Raw genomic sequence first — 20,287 nt, forward strand, 5'->3', positions numbered from 1 at the left:
CCACGTGTGCAGTTCGCGCTGACCGTCCCGACGGTGACGGACCGGCTGATCCAGCAGGCGTTACTGCAGGTACTGCAGCCGGTTCTGGACCCGACCTTCAGCGAGCATAGCTACGGCTTCCGGCCCGGGCGGCGTGCGCACGACGCGGTGCTTGCCGCGCAGTCGTACGTGCAGTCAGGGCGTCGGATCGTGGTAGACGTGGACCTGGAGAAGTTCTTCGACCGGGTCAACCACGACATCCTGATCGATCGTCTGCAGAAACGCATAGACGATGCCGGCGTAATCCGGCTGGTCCGGGCGTATCTGAACAGCGGCATCATGGATGGCGGGGTGGTCCAGCAGCGGGATCAGGGCACGCCGCAGGGCGGGCCACTATCCCCGCTGCTGGCCAACGTGCTGCTCGATGAGGTGGACAAGGAACTGGAGCGGCGGGGCCATTGCTTTGCGCGTTACGCCGACGACGCGAATGTTTATGTTCGTAGTCGCCGGGCGGGTGAGCGGGTGATGGCGCTGCTACGACGTCTGTATGGTCGACTGCGGCTGAAGGTCAACGAGACTAAAAGCGCGGTGGCAAGTGTGTTTGGTCGCAAGTTTCTGGGCTACAGCTTGTGGGTGGCTCCGGGCGGTGTGGTGAAGCGCAAGGTGGCGGCTAAACCGCTGCTGGCGTTCAAACGCCGCATCCGTGAACTGACGCGTCGGTCTGGTGGACGCAGCATGAAGGATGTGGTGGAACGGTTACGGTCCTACGTGCAGGGCTGGAAGGCGTACTTCCGGCTGGCGCAAACGCCGCGCGTCTGGTTAGCATTGGACAAGTGGCTGCGTCACCGGTTGCGTGCCATTCAGCTTAAACACTGGCGCCGTGGCACTACCATCTACCGGGCACTGCGTGCGCTGGGGGCATCGGCTGACGTTGCGCGACACGTCGCGGCGAACAGTCGCCGCTGGTGGCGCAACAGCGACCAATTGCTCAACAGCGTGCTGACCATCGCGTACTTCGATCGGCTGGGCGTGCCACGACTCTCATAACTTCAACTTCCCGAACCGCCCGGTGCGGACCCGCATGCCGGGTGGTGTGGCAGGGGTACGGCCTTCTGGCCGTCCCCTATGCCGATTGGACAACCGTCCCTTTCTCCAAATAAGGATGTGGCCAGACGCCATCGAACCGGCGCCACGGCGCGCGGTAACCGATGCCGACCGGCGCCGGATTGGGGCGCAGGTGCGCAGACGCCGGCGCTGACTTAATTGGCGCGCCGAGCCATAACGTTGAGGTAGTGGAGTCCGGAACGCTGCACGGGGCAAATTCCTGTCGGGGCAGACCGCTGGCCATCGCATCGACAGACGGTGCCAACGTCGGGCGCGATCGCGCCACGTACGATCCTGCGTGCGGATTGCGCGAAGGCGCGCCGATCGGGTAGGGTGACGAGATCGTCACCAACCACGACCGGGGCACAACGATGAACAAGCAGGAGTTGGTGGATGCAGTCGCCGCGAAGACCGGCGCAAGCAAGGCGGCCGCCGGCGAGGCGATCGATGCGTTTATCGGCACGGTCACCGCGGCCGTCACGAAAGGTGACACCGTGCAGCTGATCGGCTTTGGATCATTTTCGACGGGGGCGCGCGCCGCGCGCGTCGGCCGCAATCCGGCGACCGGCGCCGAAATCCAGATCGCGGCTGCGAAGACAGTGAAGTTCACGGCGGGCAAGGCGTTCAAGGATGCCGTGAACGGCGCCTGAGACCCGACGCAGACCGTCGGCCGGATGTCTGCCGATGGCGCGGCTGCCAGCAGTAGCCGCTGCAGGTACTGGCGGCAGCGACGGCGCGGCGTGATCGGGCAGGGCCTGGACCCCGGCCAGCCGGCCTGGTAGGATCAGTGCGAGATGCCGCGACATACTGCGGCCCCCGCGATTCGCTGCACATCTATATAGATAGCCGTATGGAAAAGAAACGATCGCGGACCGGGCGCGAAATCTCGTGCCCAACGATCGGCGCGTTACTGCGCTACCGGACGCGCATCGTGCAGTGATTCATGACGGACTCTGCTGACGCCGACGACACCCGACGTCCTTCCGTTCTGGCGCGCTGACAGTCGACAAGATCCTTTCTATCCGAGGCGGATGGTTACGACCGGTGGAAAAGCCGCGCTAGCAGAATTAAGGGACAGCATTAGCGCTTCAACGGACACCGCCAGCAAAATTAACGATCTCCAACACCAATCCTGACTTGTCGAATTGATTCTGGTGGGAATCAAATTCACTCGCTCAAGCGGCGTCGCGCGGAGGTTTGCTTTGGGCCTGGACAATCTGAATGAAGCGCTGTGTCGCCGGTGACAGATACGCATCGGTCCGATGGACGACGCCGAATTCGCGCGTCATGGTGGTGTCGGCGTTGAAGACCTCGACGAGTCTAGGCGCGAAGCGCCGGTCGTTCAGGTTGCGCCGCGAGATGAAACTGAGCAGGCCGGTTTCCGCAATGAGGCGGGGCACGGCATTGATCGAACTCGTCATTATGGCCGCGCGAGGCGGCGGCAAGCCACGCGCCGCGAACACCCGTTCGAGCCATTGCCGTGTCGCAACCGAGCGCGCCGGCAATACCCAGCCGTATTCGCACATATCTTCAAGTGGCGCGTGCTGGCCGGCGAGCGGATGCGTCGCGCTGACCGCGACCACCACGTGGTCCTCCGTAATCGGAATTCCCACCAGTTCTTCATCGCGAGTGCCGAGCGGGCCGATTACCACATCGAGCAGGCGACTGCGCAACGACTCGTGCAGTACATCGTTCATGCCGATCTGCAAATCGATCACCACATCGGGCGCCTCCTGCTGCAACGCCCGGCAGGCCTCCGGCATGATGAATTCGGCGACGGTCGCCGCCGCGCCCGCCCTGATCAAGCCTGCCAGCCCCTTGCCCAGCGATGAAATCTGCCGGTACGTCTCGTCGAGCGTACGTTCCACCAGCAGCGAGCGCGTGTAGAGCAGGTGCCCTGCGTCCGTGAGCCGGATGCCGCGGCCGCTGCGCTCGAACAGATCGGCACCGTAGGTCTCTTCAAGACGGTCAATACATTTCGACAGGGCCGGCTGCGTGATGTGCAAGGCGTGTGAAGCACGCCCAAGATGCCCTAGTTCGGCAACTTTGACGAAGTAAAGAAGGTCGCGCACCTGCAGGTTCATCGCCATTGCGTGATCTCCCTTAGCCACAAAATCCCAGCTCGAATCATAACTGGCAGGAATGTAAAGATGAAAAATTGAAAATAGACATTATGAGTCCATCCGTCAACAATGTGTCCAAACATTCAAGGAGACATTGATGTCTTACCGGATTCTCGTCACCGCTCCGCTGCTTGCCGCTGCCGGCCAGCGCGCATTGGCCGAGGCGCAATGTGAGGTCGTCTATATCGCCGACGCGCAGGATTCCGCGGAGGTCGAGCGCATCCTGACCACGCAGCCCATCGACGCCGTGATCTCGCGCACGGTCGAATTGTCCGCCGCTGGCATCGGGGCGTGTCCGACGCTCAAGGTGATCTGCAAGCACGGCGTGGGCGTGACCAATATCGATGTCGATGCAGCCACTCAAGCCGGCATCCCCGTCTTTACGACACCCGGCACCAACACGTTTTCGGTGGCCGAACTGACAATCGGACTGATGCTTGCGGCAGCCCGCAAAATCAATTTCTATGACAGCGAGCTGCGCGCCGGCCGCTGGACGCGCACCGGCGACGGCGTGCAATTGCATGGCCGCACGCTGGGCCTGGTGGGTTACGGCCAGATTGGACGGCATGTCGCGACAATCGCGCACGCACTCGGCATGCGCGTGCATGTGTTCGATCCCGCGTTGAGCGAGGGCAGCGTGGAGGCGCATGTGACTGTGGAGCGCTCGCTGCAGGATCTGTATGCACGTGCGGATGTGCTGAGCCTTCACTGTCCGGTGAACGCCCACACGCGCGGGATGATCGATGCGCATGCCATTGCCGCGCTGCCGGATCGCGCAATTGTGATCAACACGGCACGTGGTGAACTGATCGACGAGGCTGCGCTGGTGGCGGCGTTGCAAAGCGGGAAGCTGGCGGCGGCCGGACTCGACACCTTCGCGCATGAACCGCTCGGACGGGAAGATCCGCTCCTCGCGCTTCCCAATATTGTCCTAACGCCACATGTCGGCGGTTCGACGCCGGATGCACTCGACGCCGTCGCGACTTCGGCGGTGGCTACCAGCGTGCGTTATCTGCGTGGCGATGAAGTCGATACGGCAAGCTGCGTCAATCCGCAGATTCTTCTCTCTGACAGAAAGGTTATCGCATGAGCGTCATTCAGAATCGGGCCGGCTGGCCCGCAGGATTTTTCGTCGGCCAACGCACTTCCGTGCCCACTGCTGCGCAGGTCGACGCGTTCCGCACGGTGCCGGTCGCGCATGCAGGCGACTGCATGGGCCGCAGCGTGGGCGCTACGGGGCTGGTCGCGTACCACAACTCTCTGTCGCTGACGATGTGCGGCCCGGCGATCACGGTGCGCGTGCGTCCTGGTGACAATATGATGATTCACAAGGCAATCGAGCTCGCGCAACCAGGCGATGTCATCGTCGTCGACGGCGCTGGCGATCTGACCCAGGCGTTGATCGGCGGATTGATGCGGACGTCGGCGCTGACCAGGAAGATCGGCGGTTTCGTGATCGACGGCGCGGTTCGCGATCTCGCCGAATGGGCCGAGGGCGAGATTCCGGTCTACGCTCGCGGCCATACGTTTCGCGGGCCGAGCAAGGAAGGGCCGGGGGAGGTGAATGTGACGATCGCGTGCGCCGGCATGGTGGTGAATCCCGGCGATCTGGTGCTGGGCGACGCGGACGGCGTGATTGCCGTGCCGGTCGATCAACTCGACGCGCTGTTGCCACTGGTGCTCGCGCATGCCGACAAGGAAGCCGGTATTCGCGCGACCAACCGGGCCGGCACCGCCGATCCGGAGCGCTTCAACGCGCTGCTGCGCAAGAAGGGTTGCCCGGTTTGACCTCGCGCGTCCCGGCCGTCAATGCGGCGCCCGACATGCCAGTGCCCTTTTCCGCGGGCACGGGTGCGCCACGTCTCAATGTGCCGCCACTTGCCTGCGACTGCCACATGCATGTGTATTCAGATCGCTACGCGGTCGCGGACGATGCCGTATTGCTGCCGCCGGACGCGTCGCTAGCGGACTATCGCAAGCTGCAGCGACGGCTAGGTACGACTCGCAACGTGTTCGTCCTTCCGTCGACGTATGGCGTCGACAACGCCAGCGTGCTCGATGCAATCGCTGCATCGAATGGCGAAGCGAGAGGAATTGGCGTAGCTGACCGTTCTCTTACCCTGTCGAGCCTGGAAAAACTGGATCGAGGCGGCATGGTGGGGCTCCGGTTCAACCTGGCCCGCGCCGGTGCGAATGCGCTGACCGACGCAACGTTGCTCGCGCCCGCTCTCGCCGAACGTGGCTGGCATGCTGAATTTCACGTCAGTGGGCTGAGCCTGGCCGATATCGCGCCGACGCTAGCGGGCTTGCCATGCGATGTCGTACTCGACCACATGGCACGCATGCCTTTTAACGAAGGAACCGTGCAACCGGCGTTTCGCCTGTTGCGCGAACTGCTCGATGGTGACGCCTTCTGGGTGAAGCTGAGCGGGACTTATCTCGACACGCAGGCAAGTGTCGGAAACGTCGTCGAATTCGGCAAGGCGCTTGTTGAGCATCGCCCCGATCGCCTCGTATGGGGCAGCGACTGGCCTCATCCAGCGGCCAAAGCAATTCCCGACGACGCCGGGCAACTGGATTACTTGCTGGATTGGGCGCCCGATGCGGCAACGCGCAATTCGATACTGGTTGACAACCCCGCGCGGCTATATCGCTTTTAGATTGCAGATAAAAGAGCAACGAAACGCCTAAACAGGAGACTGTATGAAATCCGATTCATCCACTGCGTTCGCGCAGGATGCGGCGCGGGCCGTGTCGATCGCCGCAGCGCAAGCGGTGGAAGACGCCGACCAGTGTAGCAAGGCGGTGCGTAAAGCATCGTTTCGCTTGCTGCCGGTATTGTTGCTCGGCTATATCTGCAGCTATCTCGATCGCACCAACGTCGGTTTCGCCGCGCTCACGATGAACCGCGAACTCGGGCTGACATCGCTCGAGTTCGGCTGGGGAGCGGGTTTGTTTTTCGTGAGCTACGCGCTGTGCGAGGTGCCGAGCAATCTCGCACTACATCGATTCGGCGCGCGCCGCTGGCTGTCGCGCATTATGGTAACGTGGGGGTTGCTCTCTGCAGCGACCGCTTTTGTTGTCGGCCCCCATTCGTTCTATGGATTGCGACTCGTGCTCGGTGTGGCGGAAGCGGGCTTCTTTCCGGGTGTGGCCTTTTACCTGACGTCATGGTTTCCGCGCGCATACCGGGCGCGTGTGCTCGCTTGGTTCACGTTGGGCATTCCCTTGTCAGCTGTCATTGGCGGGCCTCTTTCCGGGGCTTTGCTTGGCATTCACACGTTTCTTGGGCTTTCAGGGTGGCAATGGCTATTCATTGCGCAAGGGCTTCCGGCTTCACTACTTGGTGTGTGCGCGTGGTTCCTGCTCTCCGATTCACCACAGGAGGCGCGCTGGCTTAGCGAGGGCCAACGCAGCGCTTTGTGCGCGCAGCTGGCGGCTGAGGTGAAATCCGGAAATGAGCGCAGCTTTCGCGCCGCCGTGCGCGATCCCCGTGTGCTGCTGCTGACCGCTGCGCTGTTCGGATTATCCGTGGGTATCACCGGGGTGGGCATGTGGTTGCCTCAGATCATTCGCCGCGATGGGCTCGGTCTCTTTCATACGGGGCTACTCTCCACGATCCCCTACTTGTTCGCGGGACTATGCATGGTGGTCTGGGCGCGCTGGATGGACCGCCGCGGCAATTACGTGGCGAGCCTGATCGCTGCCGCTGTCGTCGCCGCGCTCGGCTTCGGCGTCTCAACTTTTTCTGGGTCGGTCAGCGTGGCGCTCGTCGGCATAACCATTGCGATGATCGGCGTCAATGCAGCAAGAACCGCGTTGTGGGCGATCCCGCCGACTTTCCTGTCCGGCGCGGCCGCGGCTGGCGGTATCGCGTTCATTAACGCAATCGCGAATTTTGCCGGCTTCGTGGGTCCCGCGATGGTCGGTTTCATCAAGGAAATCACTGGGTCGTTCACTGCGGGGCTCATGAGTCTGGCGTTCTCGCTGGTGTTGACCGCAGGTGTCGCGGTCATGCTGGGCACGGTGTCGCGCCGATATCACCCTGGCTCGCGCTAGCGACTGAGAGACCTGACGAACTCTAATAAAATTGGAGCCTTTGACATGTACGACTTCACGAGTATCCCCATTATGGGTCGCAGGACGAAAGCGTTATGAGAGTGCCGAGAATCCTGGGGTCAGGGGCACATGAAAGCGATGCGACCGGCGAGCGCCCGAGTGCCCCCTACAGCGGTTCGTCATCGCCGACTGAACTGTCAGCACGCGAAGCCCCAAACTTGCGAAGCAAGGTCGCTGGCGAACCCTGACGAAGATCGCATGACGAGCTTTCGCTCAGTTTGGTAGAGGCGCAGGGTTGGCCGCCATACGCCCCGCGCCCTTGTTGTTCAATCCTAGGCGTCGGTGTCGAGCGCCTCGAGTGAACTTGTTTCGGGTTGCATCATGCAGGAATGATCCGCTCTGCCTTCAGCCGGTCAAACAACGCAAAGAATGCGTCTGGCGTGCTCTGATAGTCAAGAAAGCCCGCCTTGCGGCTCTTCGTCATGTCGGTGAGCACTTCCATCGGGCGTCCGAGATCGGCATCGGTATGCCACCACGACACCAGCTTGCCGATGTCCGCTTCGATCAGACCGAACCGCGCCGCAATCCCGGACCATTGCTGTTGCGCGTCCTGCATCCGGCTCTCGAGCGGACGCACCACGCCATCGAATGGAATCGCTTCAATGCCGAAGTAATCCGCAATGCGCGACCACATCCATTTCCAGCGAAACACATCGCCGTTGACCACGTTGAAATCCTGGTTACGGGCATTCGCGGAAGTCGCGGCCCATTCCAGATGTCGCGCGAGCAACCGGGCATCCGTCATGTCGGTGAGACTGTCCCACTGGGCGGCGGAACCGGGAAACAGGAATGGCTTGCCCTCCTGCTTGCAAAGCGTCGCGTAGACGGCGAGCGTCACCCCCATGTTCATCGCGTTGCCGACAGCAAAACCGATGATCGTATGCGGACGATGCACGCTCCAGCTAAAGCCGTATCGTTGCGCCGCTTCGAACAGGCGGTCTTCCTGTTCGTAATAAAAATTGTCGACCGGCTGGCGGCCCTGTTCTTCCCGAAACGGTGTAATCGGCACTGCGCCCGTCGCGTATGCCTCGAAAGGACCGAGATAGTGCTTCAGGCCGGTGACGAGCGCGGCGTGCGACACGGCGCCCGTCGGTCCAATCGCGTCCAGAACGTGACGCACCATGCCGCCGTTGACGCGGATGTTCTCCTTCTCCGTGGCCTGGCGGGCCCATGCCGTGAAGAACAGGTGACTGAAGGCTCTACCGGCTAACGCGTGACTGACGGATTCAGGTGAGGTCAGATCGGCGGTGATCGATTCGATCGCAGGCGACACCGCAGTGCGGCCCCGCGAGAGCCCCGAAACGCTCCAGCCAGCTGAAAGCAGACGATCGGCCAGATTGCTGCCGACAATGCCGCTTGCCCCAATGATAAGTGCCCGATTTTCCATGAGTGAGAAATTCAAAAAGTGAATGCCTGTTGACACAGGGAGGGTTCTGCGACCGATCGTTCCCCGTGGATGGAACGCGTCTCCAGCGAAATTCGTTAGACATCGTCGAATGAATGCAGATTCGGCGGTGCGCCGTCGAAAGCGATTTGCAGCAAGCGGCGAAGCGCGCCGCAGGACAGTGGCCTCGGATTGAAATACGGTGAACGCATGGCGACTTCGGCCGCGTGATCGAGATCAGTTTCGCTCAGACCGAGCGCCGCTAGCGACGAGGGCGCTCCAAGCCGCCGTCCGAGTTCATGCAGAGATGTCACCGGATCACGGGTGTCTAACGCACGGCAGAGCCGCTCAGCAGCCTGAGTCGCTGCCGGCAGATTGAACGCCATTGCATACGGTAGAACTACCGCGTGTGTTTCCGCGTGCGGCAGGTTGAATGTACCGCCCAGTGTGTGACAAAGCTTGTGATGCAACGCCATACCGACATTGCCCAGCACGGTTCCACACAGCCACGCACCGTACTGCGCGGTTTCGCGTGCCGCTACGTCATCGGGGCGCGCGCACACCGCCGGCAGCGCGAGCGCCAGATTGCGAATACCTTCCTCCGCGAATAACGACATCACCGGATTCACATCCTGCGCGTACAGACCCTCGGCAGCATGCGCAATGGCGTTCAGCCCGCTTGTTGCTGAGAGACCCGCAGGCAATGTCAACGTGAGGCTCGCGTCGTAAATCACGGTGCGCGGCAGTACGCGATAGCTCTTGCCGGTTTTCTTTTCATTGCCCGAGGTCATGCCATAGATCGGCGTGACTTCGGACCCCGCGTAAGTGGTCGGGATGGCGACGATGGGCAGCGACGTTTCGAGTGCGATCGCCTTGGCGAGTCCGAGCGTGGAGCCTCCACCCGCAGCAATCAATCCATCCGCTTCGACTGCACGCGCTGCGTCGACACCTGCTTGCGCGACTTCGACTGGAACATGCATGACGGCACCGTCGAACACGTCCACACAACGCTCGCTGCCCAACTTGCGAACGCGGTCGGCAAGGAAGCGCTGTTCCGGCGTCGACAGCACGAGTGCTCGCCGGATGCCCAGTTCGTCGAGTTCCTCGCCGAGCCTTTCGAGCGATCCCGAGCCGAAAACGATCCGGCCGGGCCGGCTGGTGTAAGTAAAGGGTGTCATGTTGAGCGGCTCAGGACGAAATCGAATTCAAGCGTGCTGAACGGAACGCTCATTCGCGTTCCATCCGGCGCCTGGCCGTCGGCATGTCGTATCCATTGCGCGACAAGCGACGAGCGCACGCCGAATACGGCATCCGAATCGAGATACCTGTCGCCCTCGCGGAAAACATGCGTGACGAGACGCTCGTATCCCGGTGCGGTAATCATGAAATGCAGATGCGCCGGCCTCCAGGGATGACGCCCAAGTGCCTCCAACATCCTGCCGACAGGGCCGTCGTGCGGAATCGGGTATGGCTCGGCCACGATCGAGCGAAAGTGGTAACGCCCGTCCGCGAGACTATGCAACATGCCTCTCGCCCGATGCGCCTCTCCGCCTGCCAGCTGCACGTCATAGAAGCCGTCCGAATCGGCCTGCCACACTTCGATACGGGCGCCGGCTACGGGTTCGCCATCGGGTCCCTTGGCCGAGCCGGATACGAAGCACGGTTCGCCGCGCGCGCCGTTCGCTACATCGTCGCCGTTCTGATAGACGGGCGCACCCTCGACGAAAAACGGCCCGAACACCGTCGCTTCTGTGCAGCCTGCGGGCTTGCGGTTGGCCATTGCCGTAACGAGCATCGACAACCCGAGGGTGTCCGACAGCAGAATGAATTCCTGGCGGTTGTCGTCGGTGATGTGGCCGACCTCAGTCAAAAAGCGGATGCCTTGCTCCCATTCGCTTTCCGTCAGGTTCACTTCGCGCGCAAACGCATGCAGATGCTGAACGAGGCTCGTCACAATGGTTTTCAGGCGTTCGTCGGCCGCATGCTCATGCCGTGCCAGCACTGCTTCGGTGATGGTATTTTCGTCGAGATTGCGCATGGCCGTGATGTCCCTCTCCGGTTGGTCTAGCGATTATCTACCCGCTTGAGGAAAGGTCGGATATCGACGGTGCGCCAGATGCCGGCTTCGTTGAAGGGGTCGTTGCTGTTAAAGCGCATCACGTCGGCGATATCGTCGGCTTCGTACAGGAAGAAACTGCCAATCATGGTTTCCTGGTCGCCGGCCAGCAACGGACCGGACATGACCATCCTGATCGGCGCCGTTGCCAGATAGGCTTTGTGTGCATCGTAATGAGCGAGGCGGCGTTCGACCATATTGTCGTGATCGAGGCAATAGACTGTGAAATGCATTGCAGCTCCTGAGAGTAAGTAAATGATCGGCGTAGACGTTCAACCAGCAATACCTGCTGCCGATTCGACCGCCCGCACGATCGAAAAGAAATCGAGTTCCGCGCCATCGCCGTTCACGTATTGCGCGAACTGCTCACGTACGAGCGACGCGGCGGCCATCGGCACACCGGCCGCATCACCGGCGTCGACCACGAGCGTCATGTCCTTCAGCATTTGCGTGGAGGAAAACGCGGGTGAGAAGTCGCGTTGCTTCAATGGCTCAAGCTTGTATTTGATCAATGGCGACGCAGCGACGCTGTCACCGATCACGGTCAGCATCTCCGTCCAGTCGAGACCGCCTTTTCTGCCGAGCGTCAACGCTTCCGCAAGCAGCACAGCCGTCGACCCAACCAGATGATTGATCGCGAGCTTCAGATAGCGCGCCTGCTGGTCCGCGCCGACGTAGTACTGGCGTGCCGAAAGCGCCTGGAAAACTGGCAGCGCGTGCTCAAATGCGGGCTTCGGACCCGATGCAAAAACCGTCAGTTGCGCCTTCTCAGCGAGTACGGTGCTGCCCGAAACGGGCGCAGCGATGAAATCGATCGCGCGTGCGCGCGCCGCATCCCGCACGGTCTCCGAAACGGTTGGCGACACGGTGCTCATGTCGATGTACACCGCGTCATCTCGTGCATGTGCAATCACCCCTTGCGGGCCGAGCGCGACCTTTTGCAAAACTGAGTCGTCGGGAATGATCGAGAAGATCAGTTGCGCTGATGCCGCGACGCCAGCGATGTCTTTCGAGAGCCGCGCGCCCCGTTGCGCGAGCTCTTCCGCACGGCGCGAGTCGACGTCGTACACCACGACGTCGAAGCCCGCCTTGAGCAGATTGCCGACAATGGGCGAGCCCATCTTGCCAAGGCCGATCCAGCCAATCGTGGTTCTGTTCTGCGTGCCTGTTCCAGTCATGCCATTCTCCAGCTGCGTTATCACATCGGCGCCTTAGCGCGATTGCGGATTGATAAGGATCTTCATCTTGTCGCTGCCTTTGTCGCTCAGTACGTCAAAGCCCTTTGCAACCACATCGTCCGCGTCAATCAGATCGTGAATCAGCTTTTCGACCGGGAACTTGCCGTTCGCGATCATGCCGATGATGCGCGGCCAGATCGTGACCGGATAACACCATGTTCCTTCGATGCGAATATCCTTGAGCGACCACTTCATCGGATCGACGCTCGCCGTACCCACGTGCAGTCCCGCCTGTACGACGGCGCCGGCCGAACGCACGGCGTCGACACAGGCATTGAGCGCATGCTGGTTGCCCGCGCATTCGATCGCGACGTCCACGCCGACGCCTTCAGTCAGGTCGCGGATCTTTTGTGGCAGCTCACCGTCGGAGGGATCGAAGATATCGGTCGCGACGCCGAAGCCAGCCATCTTTGCAGCGCGTGCCGGGTTAGGATCGCTGACGAAGATTTTCGAAGCGCCGGCTGCGTGGCAGGCCAACGCGGCGAGTACGCCGATAGGCCCCGCGCCGGTAATGAGAACAGTCGACCCCACCGTCACGCCGCCGCGATCGACGGCATAAAGTGCGACCGCAGCCGGCTCGATCAGCGCGCCTTGCTTGTCGCTGACCGTGTCGGGCAGTTTGTTCGCGTGATAGTCGTTCAGCACCGTGTATTCGGCCATACCGCCGCCGTCCCAGCTCAGGCCCACGCAACCCATCTTCGTGCACAGGTGACGCAAGCCACGTGCGCAGTAGTAGCACTGACCACACGACGCCAGCGGCATCACCGAGATACGGTCGCCGGGTTGGACGTTCTTCACGTCTTTGCCGACTTCGATCACTTCAGCGCTGAATTCATGTCCGAGCACCTGCGGCGCCTTCGCGCCCGTGAGTGCATGCGGTTCGGTGGGCACGACAATCGGACCGGCCTGATACTCGTGCAGGTCGGTACCGCATATGCCGCACCACATGGGCTTGACGATCATCTGGTTCGCGCCCATCCCGCTCGGGTCGGGCACGTTCTCGACGCGGATGTCGTGTGCGCAGTGAAAACGGACTGCTCTCATGTGTCTGCTCCTGTTTGCGTTGACGTCCCTACACGGGCGTCGTTCTCCGATGTTCCTGGTTGCGTCGAAAGCGCTGTATGCGGTGTGATATGAAGCCACTGCGCTAACGCCGCCGCCGGACGACATAACACGCCGACGCACCGATGATGATTACGCCCTTGACGATGATCTGTGCCTGCACGGGCATGCCAACCAGCAGGACGATGTTGAAGACGATGACGAGGATCGCCGCGCCGGCCAGGCCACCGGGCAAGGAGCCGCGTCCACCCGAGAGCGCGAGGCCGCCCATCACGGCTGCCACGATCGAATCGAGTTCGAAGCCGCGTCCGACCCAGTTGTCGACGATGCCGACGTAACCCGACAGCGCAAGTCCGGCAAGCCCTGCGAGCAATGCGCTGATGACGTAGCAAACGATGCGCACAGCGTCCGGACTGACACCCACGAGCCGCGCCGCTTCCGGATTGCCGCCGACCATATAGACGCGTCTTCCGAACGTCGACAGATGCAAGAGCACGCCGAACACAACGGCACACGCGACCAGCATCAATACGCTGACGGGCATGCCGCCTATCGCACCTGTCCCCATTTCATGAAAGAGCGGCGGCACATTACCCGACGGCGCGCCCTGCGTATAGGCGAAGCGCATGCCCTGCAACACGATCGCGGTCGCAAAGGTAGCGAGAAAGGGCGACACCTGCCGCTTCGTGACGAGCAGGCCGTTCAACAGTCCAGCGCATACGCACATGACAAACGTCGCGCCGAATATCGCGGGTGTCGATGCATCGGTTCCGTCGAATGCGGTCGCGATCACGGCGGCAGTCGCCATGACGGAAGCAACTGACAGATCGAGTCCACCCACCAGAATCACGAACACCTGGCCGATCACGACAATGCCGAGTGGCGCGAACTGCACCAGCATGTTGACGACGTTGTCACTGCGCAGGAAAGTCGGCGACAGTGCACCTGAAACGACAACAAGCAGGATGAAGAACAGGAAAATGCCGTAGCGTCGCGCAATATCGATCGACAGGAACCGGACGAAAGACGGGCGGCGTCGGGAAGCGATCGAATTCATGCTGCCACCCGTTTGCGTTGCAGATTGACGGATACCGCGACAATGATTGCTGCGCCCTGGACGATCAACTGATAGTGTGAAGGAATGCCCGCAAAGTTGATCAGGTTGTTCAGCAGGCTGAGCAGATAAACGCCGATCAATGTGCCGATCACGCCGCCGCGTCCGCCGCTGAGAACCGTGCCGCCCACCACCACCGGCGTGATCGAAGCGAGCGTGTAGTTCGCGCCGAGGTACGGCTGGCCCGAGCCGAATTGCGCAGCGAGATAGATACCCGTCAAGCCTGCGCAGAGTGCGGAGAACACATAGACGAACAGGATCACGCGCGCTCGCGGAAGGCCCGACAGCGTTGCCGCGTATTCGTCGTCGCCGACCATATACACGTAGTGGCCCAGCCTGAAGTGGCGCATGAAGTACGAGACGGCGAAGTACAGCAGCACGACGATCGTCGCGGCGACGGGCACGCCGGCATAACGGCCATACGCGAGCGAATCAAATCCGTCAGGCACATTGCCTGCGGGGCCGCTCGAGTAGTAGAGAATAGCGCCCTGCAGTACTGCTCCCATGCCGAGTGTAACGATTAGCGGATGCACGCGTAGCCAGAGAACGAGGAATCCGTTCACGAGGCCAACAACGAGCGACAAGGCAAGAACCAGCACGATGGCCGTGATCCAGCCGCCGTACGGGTTGTCGGAGAGACCGGACGTAAGCGTCGCCGTCACGCTGATCAGCGAGCCCACGGACAGGTCGATACCGCCTGTGAGAATCGCAAGGGTCTGGCCAAGCGCCACCAGTGCAAGCCCCGTCGCCTGTTGATGCACATTCAGCAGGTTCGACACCGTCGCGAACCGGTCGCTCACATAAGCGCCGGCCAGCAGCAGAACCAGCAGCAGGCCGGCTACGACATACGCTGCACCGTTCGGCATCACATGATGTTTCAGCAGGCTTGTGCCGCTATTGGTTGACGAAAGCATGCTAGGCTCCTTGGGCTTGCGGCTGTGAAACGGTGGCAAGCCGCATGATGTCGTGCTCGGTCATCTGGCCGCCCGTCACCTCGCCGTTGATCCGGCCTTCGCGCATCACGAACACGCGGTCAGACATGCCGATCACCTCCTGCAATTCCGAACTGATCATCAGGATTCCGAGGCCTCGCTGCGTCAGTTGTCGCATTACACGATAGATCTCGGCTTTCGCGCCCACATCGACACCACGCGTCGGCTCGTCGAGAATCAGCACGCTCTTGCTCACACGAACCCATCGACTGATCAGCACCTTCTGCTGATTGCCGCCTGAGAGTGTTGCGACGCTGCCCGCAGGACGTGCGCCGGCAATGCCGTATTCCCGGATAGAAGCCGCGCCGGCCTCGCGCTCGGCACGCGAGCGCAACAGACCGAAACGTGAGATCCTGTCGAGCGTTGTCGCCGTGACGTTCTGGGCGACATTCAGGTACATCAGCAAGCCTTGCGATTTTCGATCCTCGGTGACGAAGCCGAGACCCAGGCGAATCGCTGCGCCCGGTGTCATGCGTGTGCGCCGGGTGCCGCGCACGTCGACGGTGCCGCGCACAATGCGCATTGCGCCAAAAATGCCCGACGCGAGTTCGGTGCGCCCGGAGCCAACCATCCCGGCAAGGCCGACAATTTCACCCGCACGCACGGTGAGCGACGCGTCGAACACGCGGTCTTGGACCTGCAAGCTATCGACTGCAAGCAATATGGGCGCGTCATGCGCGAGCGCCACTTTAGGCGGATAGATCTCCTTCATCTCGCGGCCCACCATCATCCTGACCAGAGCGTCGCGGGTCGTCGCGCTCACGTCCTGCGTCGCGATCTTGCGGCCGTCTTTCATCACCGTGACGCGATCGCAGAGCGCGAAAATTTCTTCCAGGCGGTGCGAGATGTAAATGATCGCAACGCCTCTCGCGCGCAGCACGCGCAGCCGCTCGAACAGTAACTGCACTTCCTTACCCGCGATCACGGCAGTCGGTTCGTCCAGTACGAGTACGCGCGTTTCACCTGCCATGGCCTTCGCGATTTCAACCATTTGCTGATCCGCGACCGAGAGATTCCTCAACCGGTCGCGAGGATCCAGGCGCACGCCGAGTTCATTGAGCAAGGTTTGCGCCTGACGGTTCATGCGTCGATGATCGATTGTGCCAAGCGATGTGCGCGGCTCGGCCCCGGCAAAAATGTTTTCGGCCACCGTCGATTGCGGAAACAACACGAGTTCCTGATAGATGACGTGAATGCCGCGCGCCTTGGCGTCCGCTGCCGATTTCCACTGCACCGGCTCGCCTTCGAAACGGATCTCGCCTTCGTCAGGCGTATACGCGCCAGCCATCACTTTCATCAGCGTCGACTTGCCCGCGCCGTTTTCACCAACCAGCGCGTGGATTTCTCCGCCGCGCACGCCGAACGTCACGGCGTCGAGACTCTTCACGCCGGGGAACTGTTTCGTCACGCTGACGACCTCGATCCTGTCAGGAGACCGTGGAGCCGCGTCGCCTGCAACCTTCGGCGAGGGATCGCTCATTTTTCCCCCGGCAGCTTGACCTTGAACGTCGACGGGTTGTAGCCCGGCCCCATGCCGCCGTCGATTATTTCGTCCGGCGGTCCCTTCGCATCGACGATCTGGTCGATGTACTGATCCGGATGCGGGACCGAGGCCGTTTCATCGCCACGCGTCAGTGCGATCTGTGGACTGATCTCGTAAATTTTCGGCAGAGGCTGGCCATCCAGGACCTTCAATGCAACGTCGAGTGCGGTACGGCCCATGGCCGGCGGGTAGCCGATTTCGAGCATCGGAATCCTGTATTTGAGCGCGAGTTGCAGTGGGCCGTTGAGGTCTGCCGTGGTGTGCGGCGGAATCTCGCCCGCCTTGAAGCCAGCCGCAACGAATGCATCGATCGAACCCGCAACCGGCAAACCGTGCGCGCACCACACCGCGTTAATCGTATGCCCGTATTTGGCGATCATTGCCTGCATCTGTTGCTTGGCTTTCACCGGGCTCCAGTCCGAATAGACAGTATCCAGCACCTTGATGCCCGGATACTGCGAGAAGACCTGATGCGCTGCGGCTTCGCGATCCGCGCTGACGCTGGAGCCTGCCTGGCCCGCGAGCATGATCACGTTACCTTTGCCGTGCAGCTTCTCGACGATCCATTGCGCCCACACACGGCCCATCATGGCATCGGAACCCGTCACGAACGACACGAAGTTGTCCGATGAAATGCGGCGATCGACCATCACGACAGGAATGCCTTGCTTCATGGCACGCGTGACAACAGGGTCGAGTGCTTTCTGTGTATTCGCACTCACGATCAGCAGATCGACGCCTCGGGAAACCAGATCCTGGATGTCGGCAGCCTGCTTCGCGTCGTCCATGTTGCCGTTCGTGATGATCAGCTGTTTGATGACGTCCGCATGCTCCGATGCGGCCTTCATCAACGACTGCTGCATCACGACACGCCAACTGTCTCCAAGCCCGGCGTTCGCAAAACCGATGACATACGGTGCCTTCTTTTTGAACTTCGCGGTGTCGGAAAAGGGAATCTGCACAGCGGGGTTGAACAGGAACGTTCTGGGTGCACCGCTGTAGTCTGCATGGGCACTATTCAAGGGAAGAAGAAGTGCTGCTGCTACGGTGAAAACACTCGCACGTAAGACGATCAAGCGGCGCATGTATGTCTCCATGAGTATTCTGGTTGTTGTCGGACCGACACCTTCCTTCGGAGCGCGATCTATAATCAGGCGCTGCGGATTCGGATCAACGGACGTCCAGCCGACGACTGAACTTTGGCACGGATACACTGGGGCATCTAGCAATTGCCATTACTAGTAATGGCAGTAACAGGGAAGTGACAGGAGGGGCGCGATGGAAAAGCAGCAGCGGTTGAATGAACTGGCTGATTTTTTACGGACGCGGCGAGCCCGCCTTCGCCCGGAAGACATCGACTTCCCGGCAGGCAACCGCAGGAAGACGCCAGGACTGCGGCGCGAAGAAGTCGCCGAACGGGCGGGGATTAGCGTGACCTGGTACGCGTGGCTCGAGCAGGGCCGCGAGGTCAACGTTTCTTTCAAAACTATCGAAAGCCTTGCGAACGCGTTGAATCTTTCCCAGCACGAGCGCACCCATCTGTTCGAACTCGCCAATCACTACACGCCACCGGGCCCTTACCCGATCGCGCAAAACGTGACCGACACTATTCGTCGGATGCTCGATCAGCTGGGCAACATGCCGGCGTATGTCGTCGACGGAAACTGGAACTACGTGACGTGGAACGAGGCGGCGGTCAAGGTATTCACCGACTTTCGCAAGATGCCGGCCGGCCGCTGCAATCTGCTCTGGTTCACGTTTCAGCACGAAGGCGCGCGCTCATTGTTCCGGGGGTGGGATGCGTACGCGAAGTGCGTGCTGGCGCAGTTTCGGGGCGACTACATCCTTCGCCCTTCGGGGGAAGTGTTCCTTCGCGATCTGGTCGAAGAATTGACGGATACCGATGCGGACTTTTGTCGTTGGTGGGCCGAGCATGAAGTGCTCAAGCGCAGCGACTGGCGCAAGGTGATTGAGCATCCGGTCGCGGGAGTGCTTGAACTGGACGCACTTTCGCTCGAAGTGCCCGATGCGCCAGGAATGCGCATCATGGTCTACACACCCGCGCCGTCGACGGATACTGCACAGCGTATCGAAGCCCTCATGAAAAGTTCGCTTACGGCAACGAGGCCGTTTGAGGCGGTGGCTGTGCTGGAGACCTTCCGCAAGCCGCGAACGTCTGCAGGAAGGAAAGGCTGATAAGGGCCGGCTAATACCGGAAGCGCGTTGTCCGCCCGGAAGGAGCAACGCGGTCTGCGCGATTCGCGCTAACGAACTGGCTGGTGAACGCGCTTCGTTCAGCGCAGCACCCCTGAGCACCCGTGGTCGTCCGCCGATGATCTATAAGCAGATTCATACCTGGCGCGAACACACTTCGTTTGACCGAACTCGAATTGAGATCGGACGTTCGCATTGGCATCCAGACCCCGAAACGGTCAGCGCGCCAATCAGCAGACAAGAAGGGAGCCACACGACGTAATTTTGAAAAGCATTTGCTTTTTGGAAAGACTTTCCACTATGATGGCGCCTGTGTCGAATGGGAGCGTCATTGGGACGCACCGTAGCGAATCCGTGGATTCAGGTGACAAGCAATGAGCGCCGTAGCCGAACGCATCCTCCGTGTACTGGAAGAGCTCGCCAATGCGCCAGAGGGCAAAACGCTTTCAGAACTTTCCAGCACGCTCGACCTGCCGGTTAGCGCGACTCATCGGCTGCTCGCCGATCTCGTGGAGCAAGGTTATGTGCGAAAAGACGAACGGCGCGGCGAATTTTCCCTCACCATGAAAATGCCCTCGCTGGGTCTACGGTTTCTTAGCGCCGGCGGTGTGGTGGACGTCGCGCAGCCCATTTTGGAGCGGCTTGCCACGACATCGGGTGAATTGATCCGGCTGGCGATCGTCGATGGAGAGCAACTGATTTACGTTGCCAAAGCGCAAGGTGCACGGCAAGGCATTCGCTATGACCCCGAGATGGGCCGCGCGGTGACCCTTTCATGCAGCGCTGCGGGCATGATCTGGTTAGCTGGCAAGAGCGAAGAAGATGCGTTAAGGCTTGTTTCGAAACAGGGCTTTGGCATGCCATCTGACTTTGGTCCGCGTGCACCGACAACATTCAAAGCTCTGCTGCCAATGATTGAGCGTGCGCGCAAGAATGGTTACGCGACTACGCAAGACATGTTTCTGCCAGCCATGAGTTCTATGGCAACGCCTGTGCGTACGGCTGGGGGGGAAGTGCACGCAATCTTGATCATCGCGGGGCCGATGTCGCGCCTGACAGAAGAGCGAATGAAAGAACTCGTTCCGGCGCTCATGTCGACCGCTACGGAATTGTCCGATGCAAGCGGCGTGTCGCCCATGCTTAAGCAGGCGCTGCGAGGCGCCTGCCGCGCGGCAGGTGCTGAGCGTTAGGCCGGGTCGTCTACTGCGAGGGCGTAGTTCATTCACGACTTGACATGGTAGAAGGCGAATTGAAATTCGCCTTCACTTTGAATTAATAATTAGTATTACGAAGCAATGA

Annotated in this window: 19 protein-coding genes; 8 read left to right on the forward strand and 11 right to left on the reverse strand. The window is 61.0% G+C overall.

Annotated features, from left to right (window positions below):
* Positions 1-1,026: group II intron reverse transcriptase/maturase (ltrA, locus tag P0D96_RS40140; protein WP_408319321.1), on the forward strand; the 1,026-nt coding region annotated here is incomplete at its 5' end.
* A 398-nt stretch (positions 1,027-1,424) separates the two neighbouring features.
* Positions 1,425-1,733, forward strand: a complete 309-nt coding sequence (locus P0D96_RS40145) for an HU family DNA-binding protein (protein WP_408319403.1) — start codon at positions 1,425-1,427, stop codon at positions 1,731-1,733.
* A gap of 525 nt (positions 1,734-2,258) precedes the next feature.
* On the opposite strand, the gene P0D96_RS40150 is transcribed toward P0D96_RS40145, so the two are convergent.
* Entirely contained in the window at positions 2,259-3,173 is a 915-nt protein-coding gene (locus P0D96_RS40150; protein WP_408319323.1) for a LysR family transcriptional regulator, read from the reverse strand.
* Positions 3,174-3,303: 130 nt separating this feature from the next.
* Here P0D96_RS40150 and P0D96_RS40155 point away from each other — a divergent pair, with 130 nt between their 5' ends.
* From P0D96_RS40155 to P0D96_RS40170, 4 genes are read left to right on the forward strand one after another with little or no spacing between them, the layout of a single operon-like run.
* Positions 3,304-4,296, forward strand: coding sequence for a hydroxyacid dehydrogenase (locus tag P0D96_RS40155; RefSeq protein WP_408319325.1), 993 nt, complete (start codon positions 3,304-3,306; stop codon positions 4,294-4,296).
* Complete coding sequence (locus P0D96_RS40160) at positions 4,293-4,994, forward strand: RraA family protein (RefSeq protein WP_408319327.1); 702 nt, start codon at positions 4,293-4,295, stop codon at positions 4,992-4,994. Before P0D96_RS40155 ends, P0D96_RS40160 begins: the two co-directional genes overlap by 4 nt.
* Positions 4,995-5,029: 35 nt before the next feature.
* Entirely contained in the window at positions 5,030-5,866 is an 837-nt protein-coding gene (locus P0D96_RS40165; protein ID WP_408319329.1) for an amidohydrolase family protein, read from the forward strand.
* Positions 5,867-5,909: 43 nt separating this feature from the next.
* Positions 5,910-7,265, forward strand: coding sequence for an MFS transporter (locus P0D96_RS40170; protein WP_408319331.1), 1,356 nt, complete (start codon positions 5,910-5,912; stop codon positions 7,263-7,265).
* Positions 7,266-7,644: 379 nt separating this feature from the next.
* Here the strand turns inward: P0D96_RS40170 and P0D96_RS40175 are convergent, their stop codons facing one another.
* From P0D96_RS40175 to P0D96_RS40220, 10 genes are all read right to left on the reverse strand, one after another.
* Positions 7,645-8,712 carry an SDR family oxidoreductase gene (locus P0D96_RS40175; RefSeq protein ID WP_408319333.1) on the reverse strand — a complete coding sequence of 356 codons (1,068 nt, stop codon included), beginning with the start codon at positions 8,710-8,712 and terminating at the stop codon, positions 7,645-7,647.
* A gap of 95 nt (positions 8,713-8,807) precedes the next feature.
* Positions 8,808-9,887: a maleylacetate reductase gene (locus tag P0D96_RS40180; RefSeq protein WP_408319335.1), complete on the reverse strand. Its 1,080-nt coding sequence runs from the start codon at positions 9,885-9,887 to the stop codon at positions 8,808-8,810.
* The gene (locus P0D96_RS40185) at positions 9,884-10,747 is read right to left on the reverse strand and encodes an intradiol ring-cleavage dioxygenase (RefSeq protein ID WP_408319337.1); all 864 of its coding nucleotides are present in this window, start codon (positions 10,745-10,747) and stop codon (positions 9,884-9,886) included. The genes P0D96_RS40180 and P0D96_RS40185 overlap by 4 nt, the downstream gene beginning before the upstream one ends.
* A 26-nt stretch (positions 10,748-10,773) precedes the next feature.
* On the reverse strand, positions 10,774-11,058 hold the full coding sequence (locus tag P0D96_RS40190; protein ID WP_408319338.1) for a YciI family protein: 285 nt from the start codon (positions 11,056-11,058) through the stop codon (positions 10,774-10,776).
* 39 nt (positions 11,059-11,097) lie between these two features.
* Positions 11,098-12,003: an NAD(P)-dependent oxidoreductase gene (locus P0D96_RS40195; protein WP_408319340.1), complete on the reverse strand. Its 906-nt coding sequence runs from the start codon at positions 12,001-12,003 to the stop codon at positions 11,098-11,100.
* Between the two features lie 33 nt (positions 12,004-12,036).
* On the reverse strand, positions 12,037-13,107 hold the full coding sequence (locus tag P0D96_RS40200) for a 2,3-butanediol dehydrogenase (protein WP_408290775.1): 1,071 nt from the start codon (positions 13,105-13,107) through the stop codon (positions 12,037-12,039).
* A 103-nt stretch (positions 13,108-13,210) separates the two neighbouring features.
* Complete coding sequence (locus P0D96_RS40205; protein WP_408319341.1) at positions 13,211-14,182, reverse strand: ABC transporter permease; 972 nt, start codon at positions 14,180-14,182, stop codon at positions 13,211-13,213.
* Positions 14,179-15,153: an ABC transporter permease gene (locus tag P0D96_RS40210; RefSeq protein WP_408319343.1), complete on the reverse strand. Its 975-nt coding sequence runs from the start codon at positions 15,151-15,153 to the stop codon at positions 14,179-14,181. Before P0D96_RS40210 ends, P0D96_RS40205 begins: the two co-directional genes overlap by 4 nt.
* Position 15,154: 1 nt before the next feature.
* The gene (locus P0D96_RS40215; RefSeq protein WP_408319345.1) at positions 15,155-16,711 is read right to left on the reverse strand and encodes a sugar ABC transporter ATP-binding protein; all 1,557 of its coding nucleotides are present in this window, start codon (positions 16,709-16,711) and stop codon (positions 15,155-15,157) included.
* Positions 16,708-17,859 (reverse strand): ABC transporter substrate-binding protein, encoded by a 1,152-nt coding sequence (locus tag P0D96_RS40220; protein WP_408319347.1) that lies wholly within the window; start codon positions 17,857-17,859, stop codon positions 16,708-16,710. Before P0D96_RS40220 ends, P0D96_RS40215 begins: the two co-directional genes overlap by 4 nt.
* Positions 17,860-18,052: 193 nt before the next feature.
* Here P0D96_RS40220 and P0D96_RS40225 point away from each other — a divergent pair, with 193 nt between their 5' ends.
* Positions 18,053-18,970 carry a helix-turn-helix transcriptional regulator gene (locus P0D96_RS40225; RefSeq protein ID WP_408319349.1) on the forward strand — a complete coding sequence of 306 codons (918 nt, stop codon included), beginning with the start codon at positions 18,053-18,055 and terminating at the stop codon, positions 18,968-18,970.
* A 392-nt stretch (positions 18,971-19,362) separates the two neighbouring features.
* Positions 19,363-20,178 carry an IclR family transcriptional regulator gene (locus P0D96_RS40230; RefSeq protein ID WP_408319351.1) on the forward strand — a complete coding sequence of 272 codons (816 nt, stop codon included), beginning with the start codon at positions 19,363-19,365 and terminating at the stop codon, positions 20,176-20,178.
* The last annotated feature ends 109 nt before the right edge of the window (positions 20,179-20,287 follow it).

Origin of the sequence: Paraburkholderia sp. RL17-347-BIC-D (genome assembly GCF_046027915.1) — a bacterium.
Classification (GTDB): domain Bacteria; phylum Pseudomonadota; class Gammaproteobacteria; order Burkholderiales; family Burkholderiaceae; genus Paraburkholderia.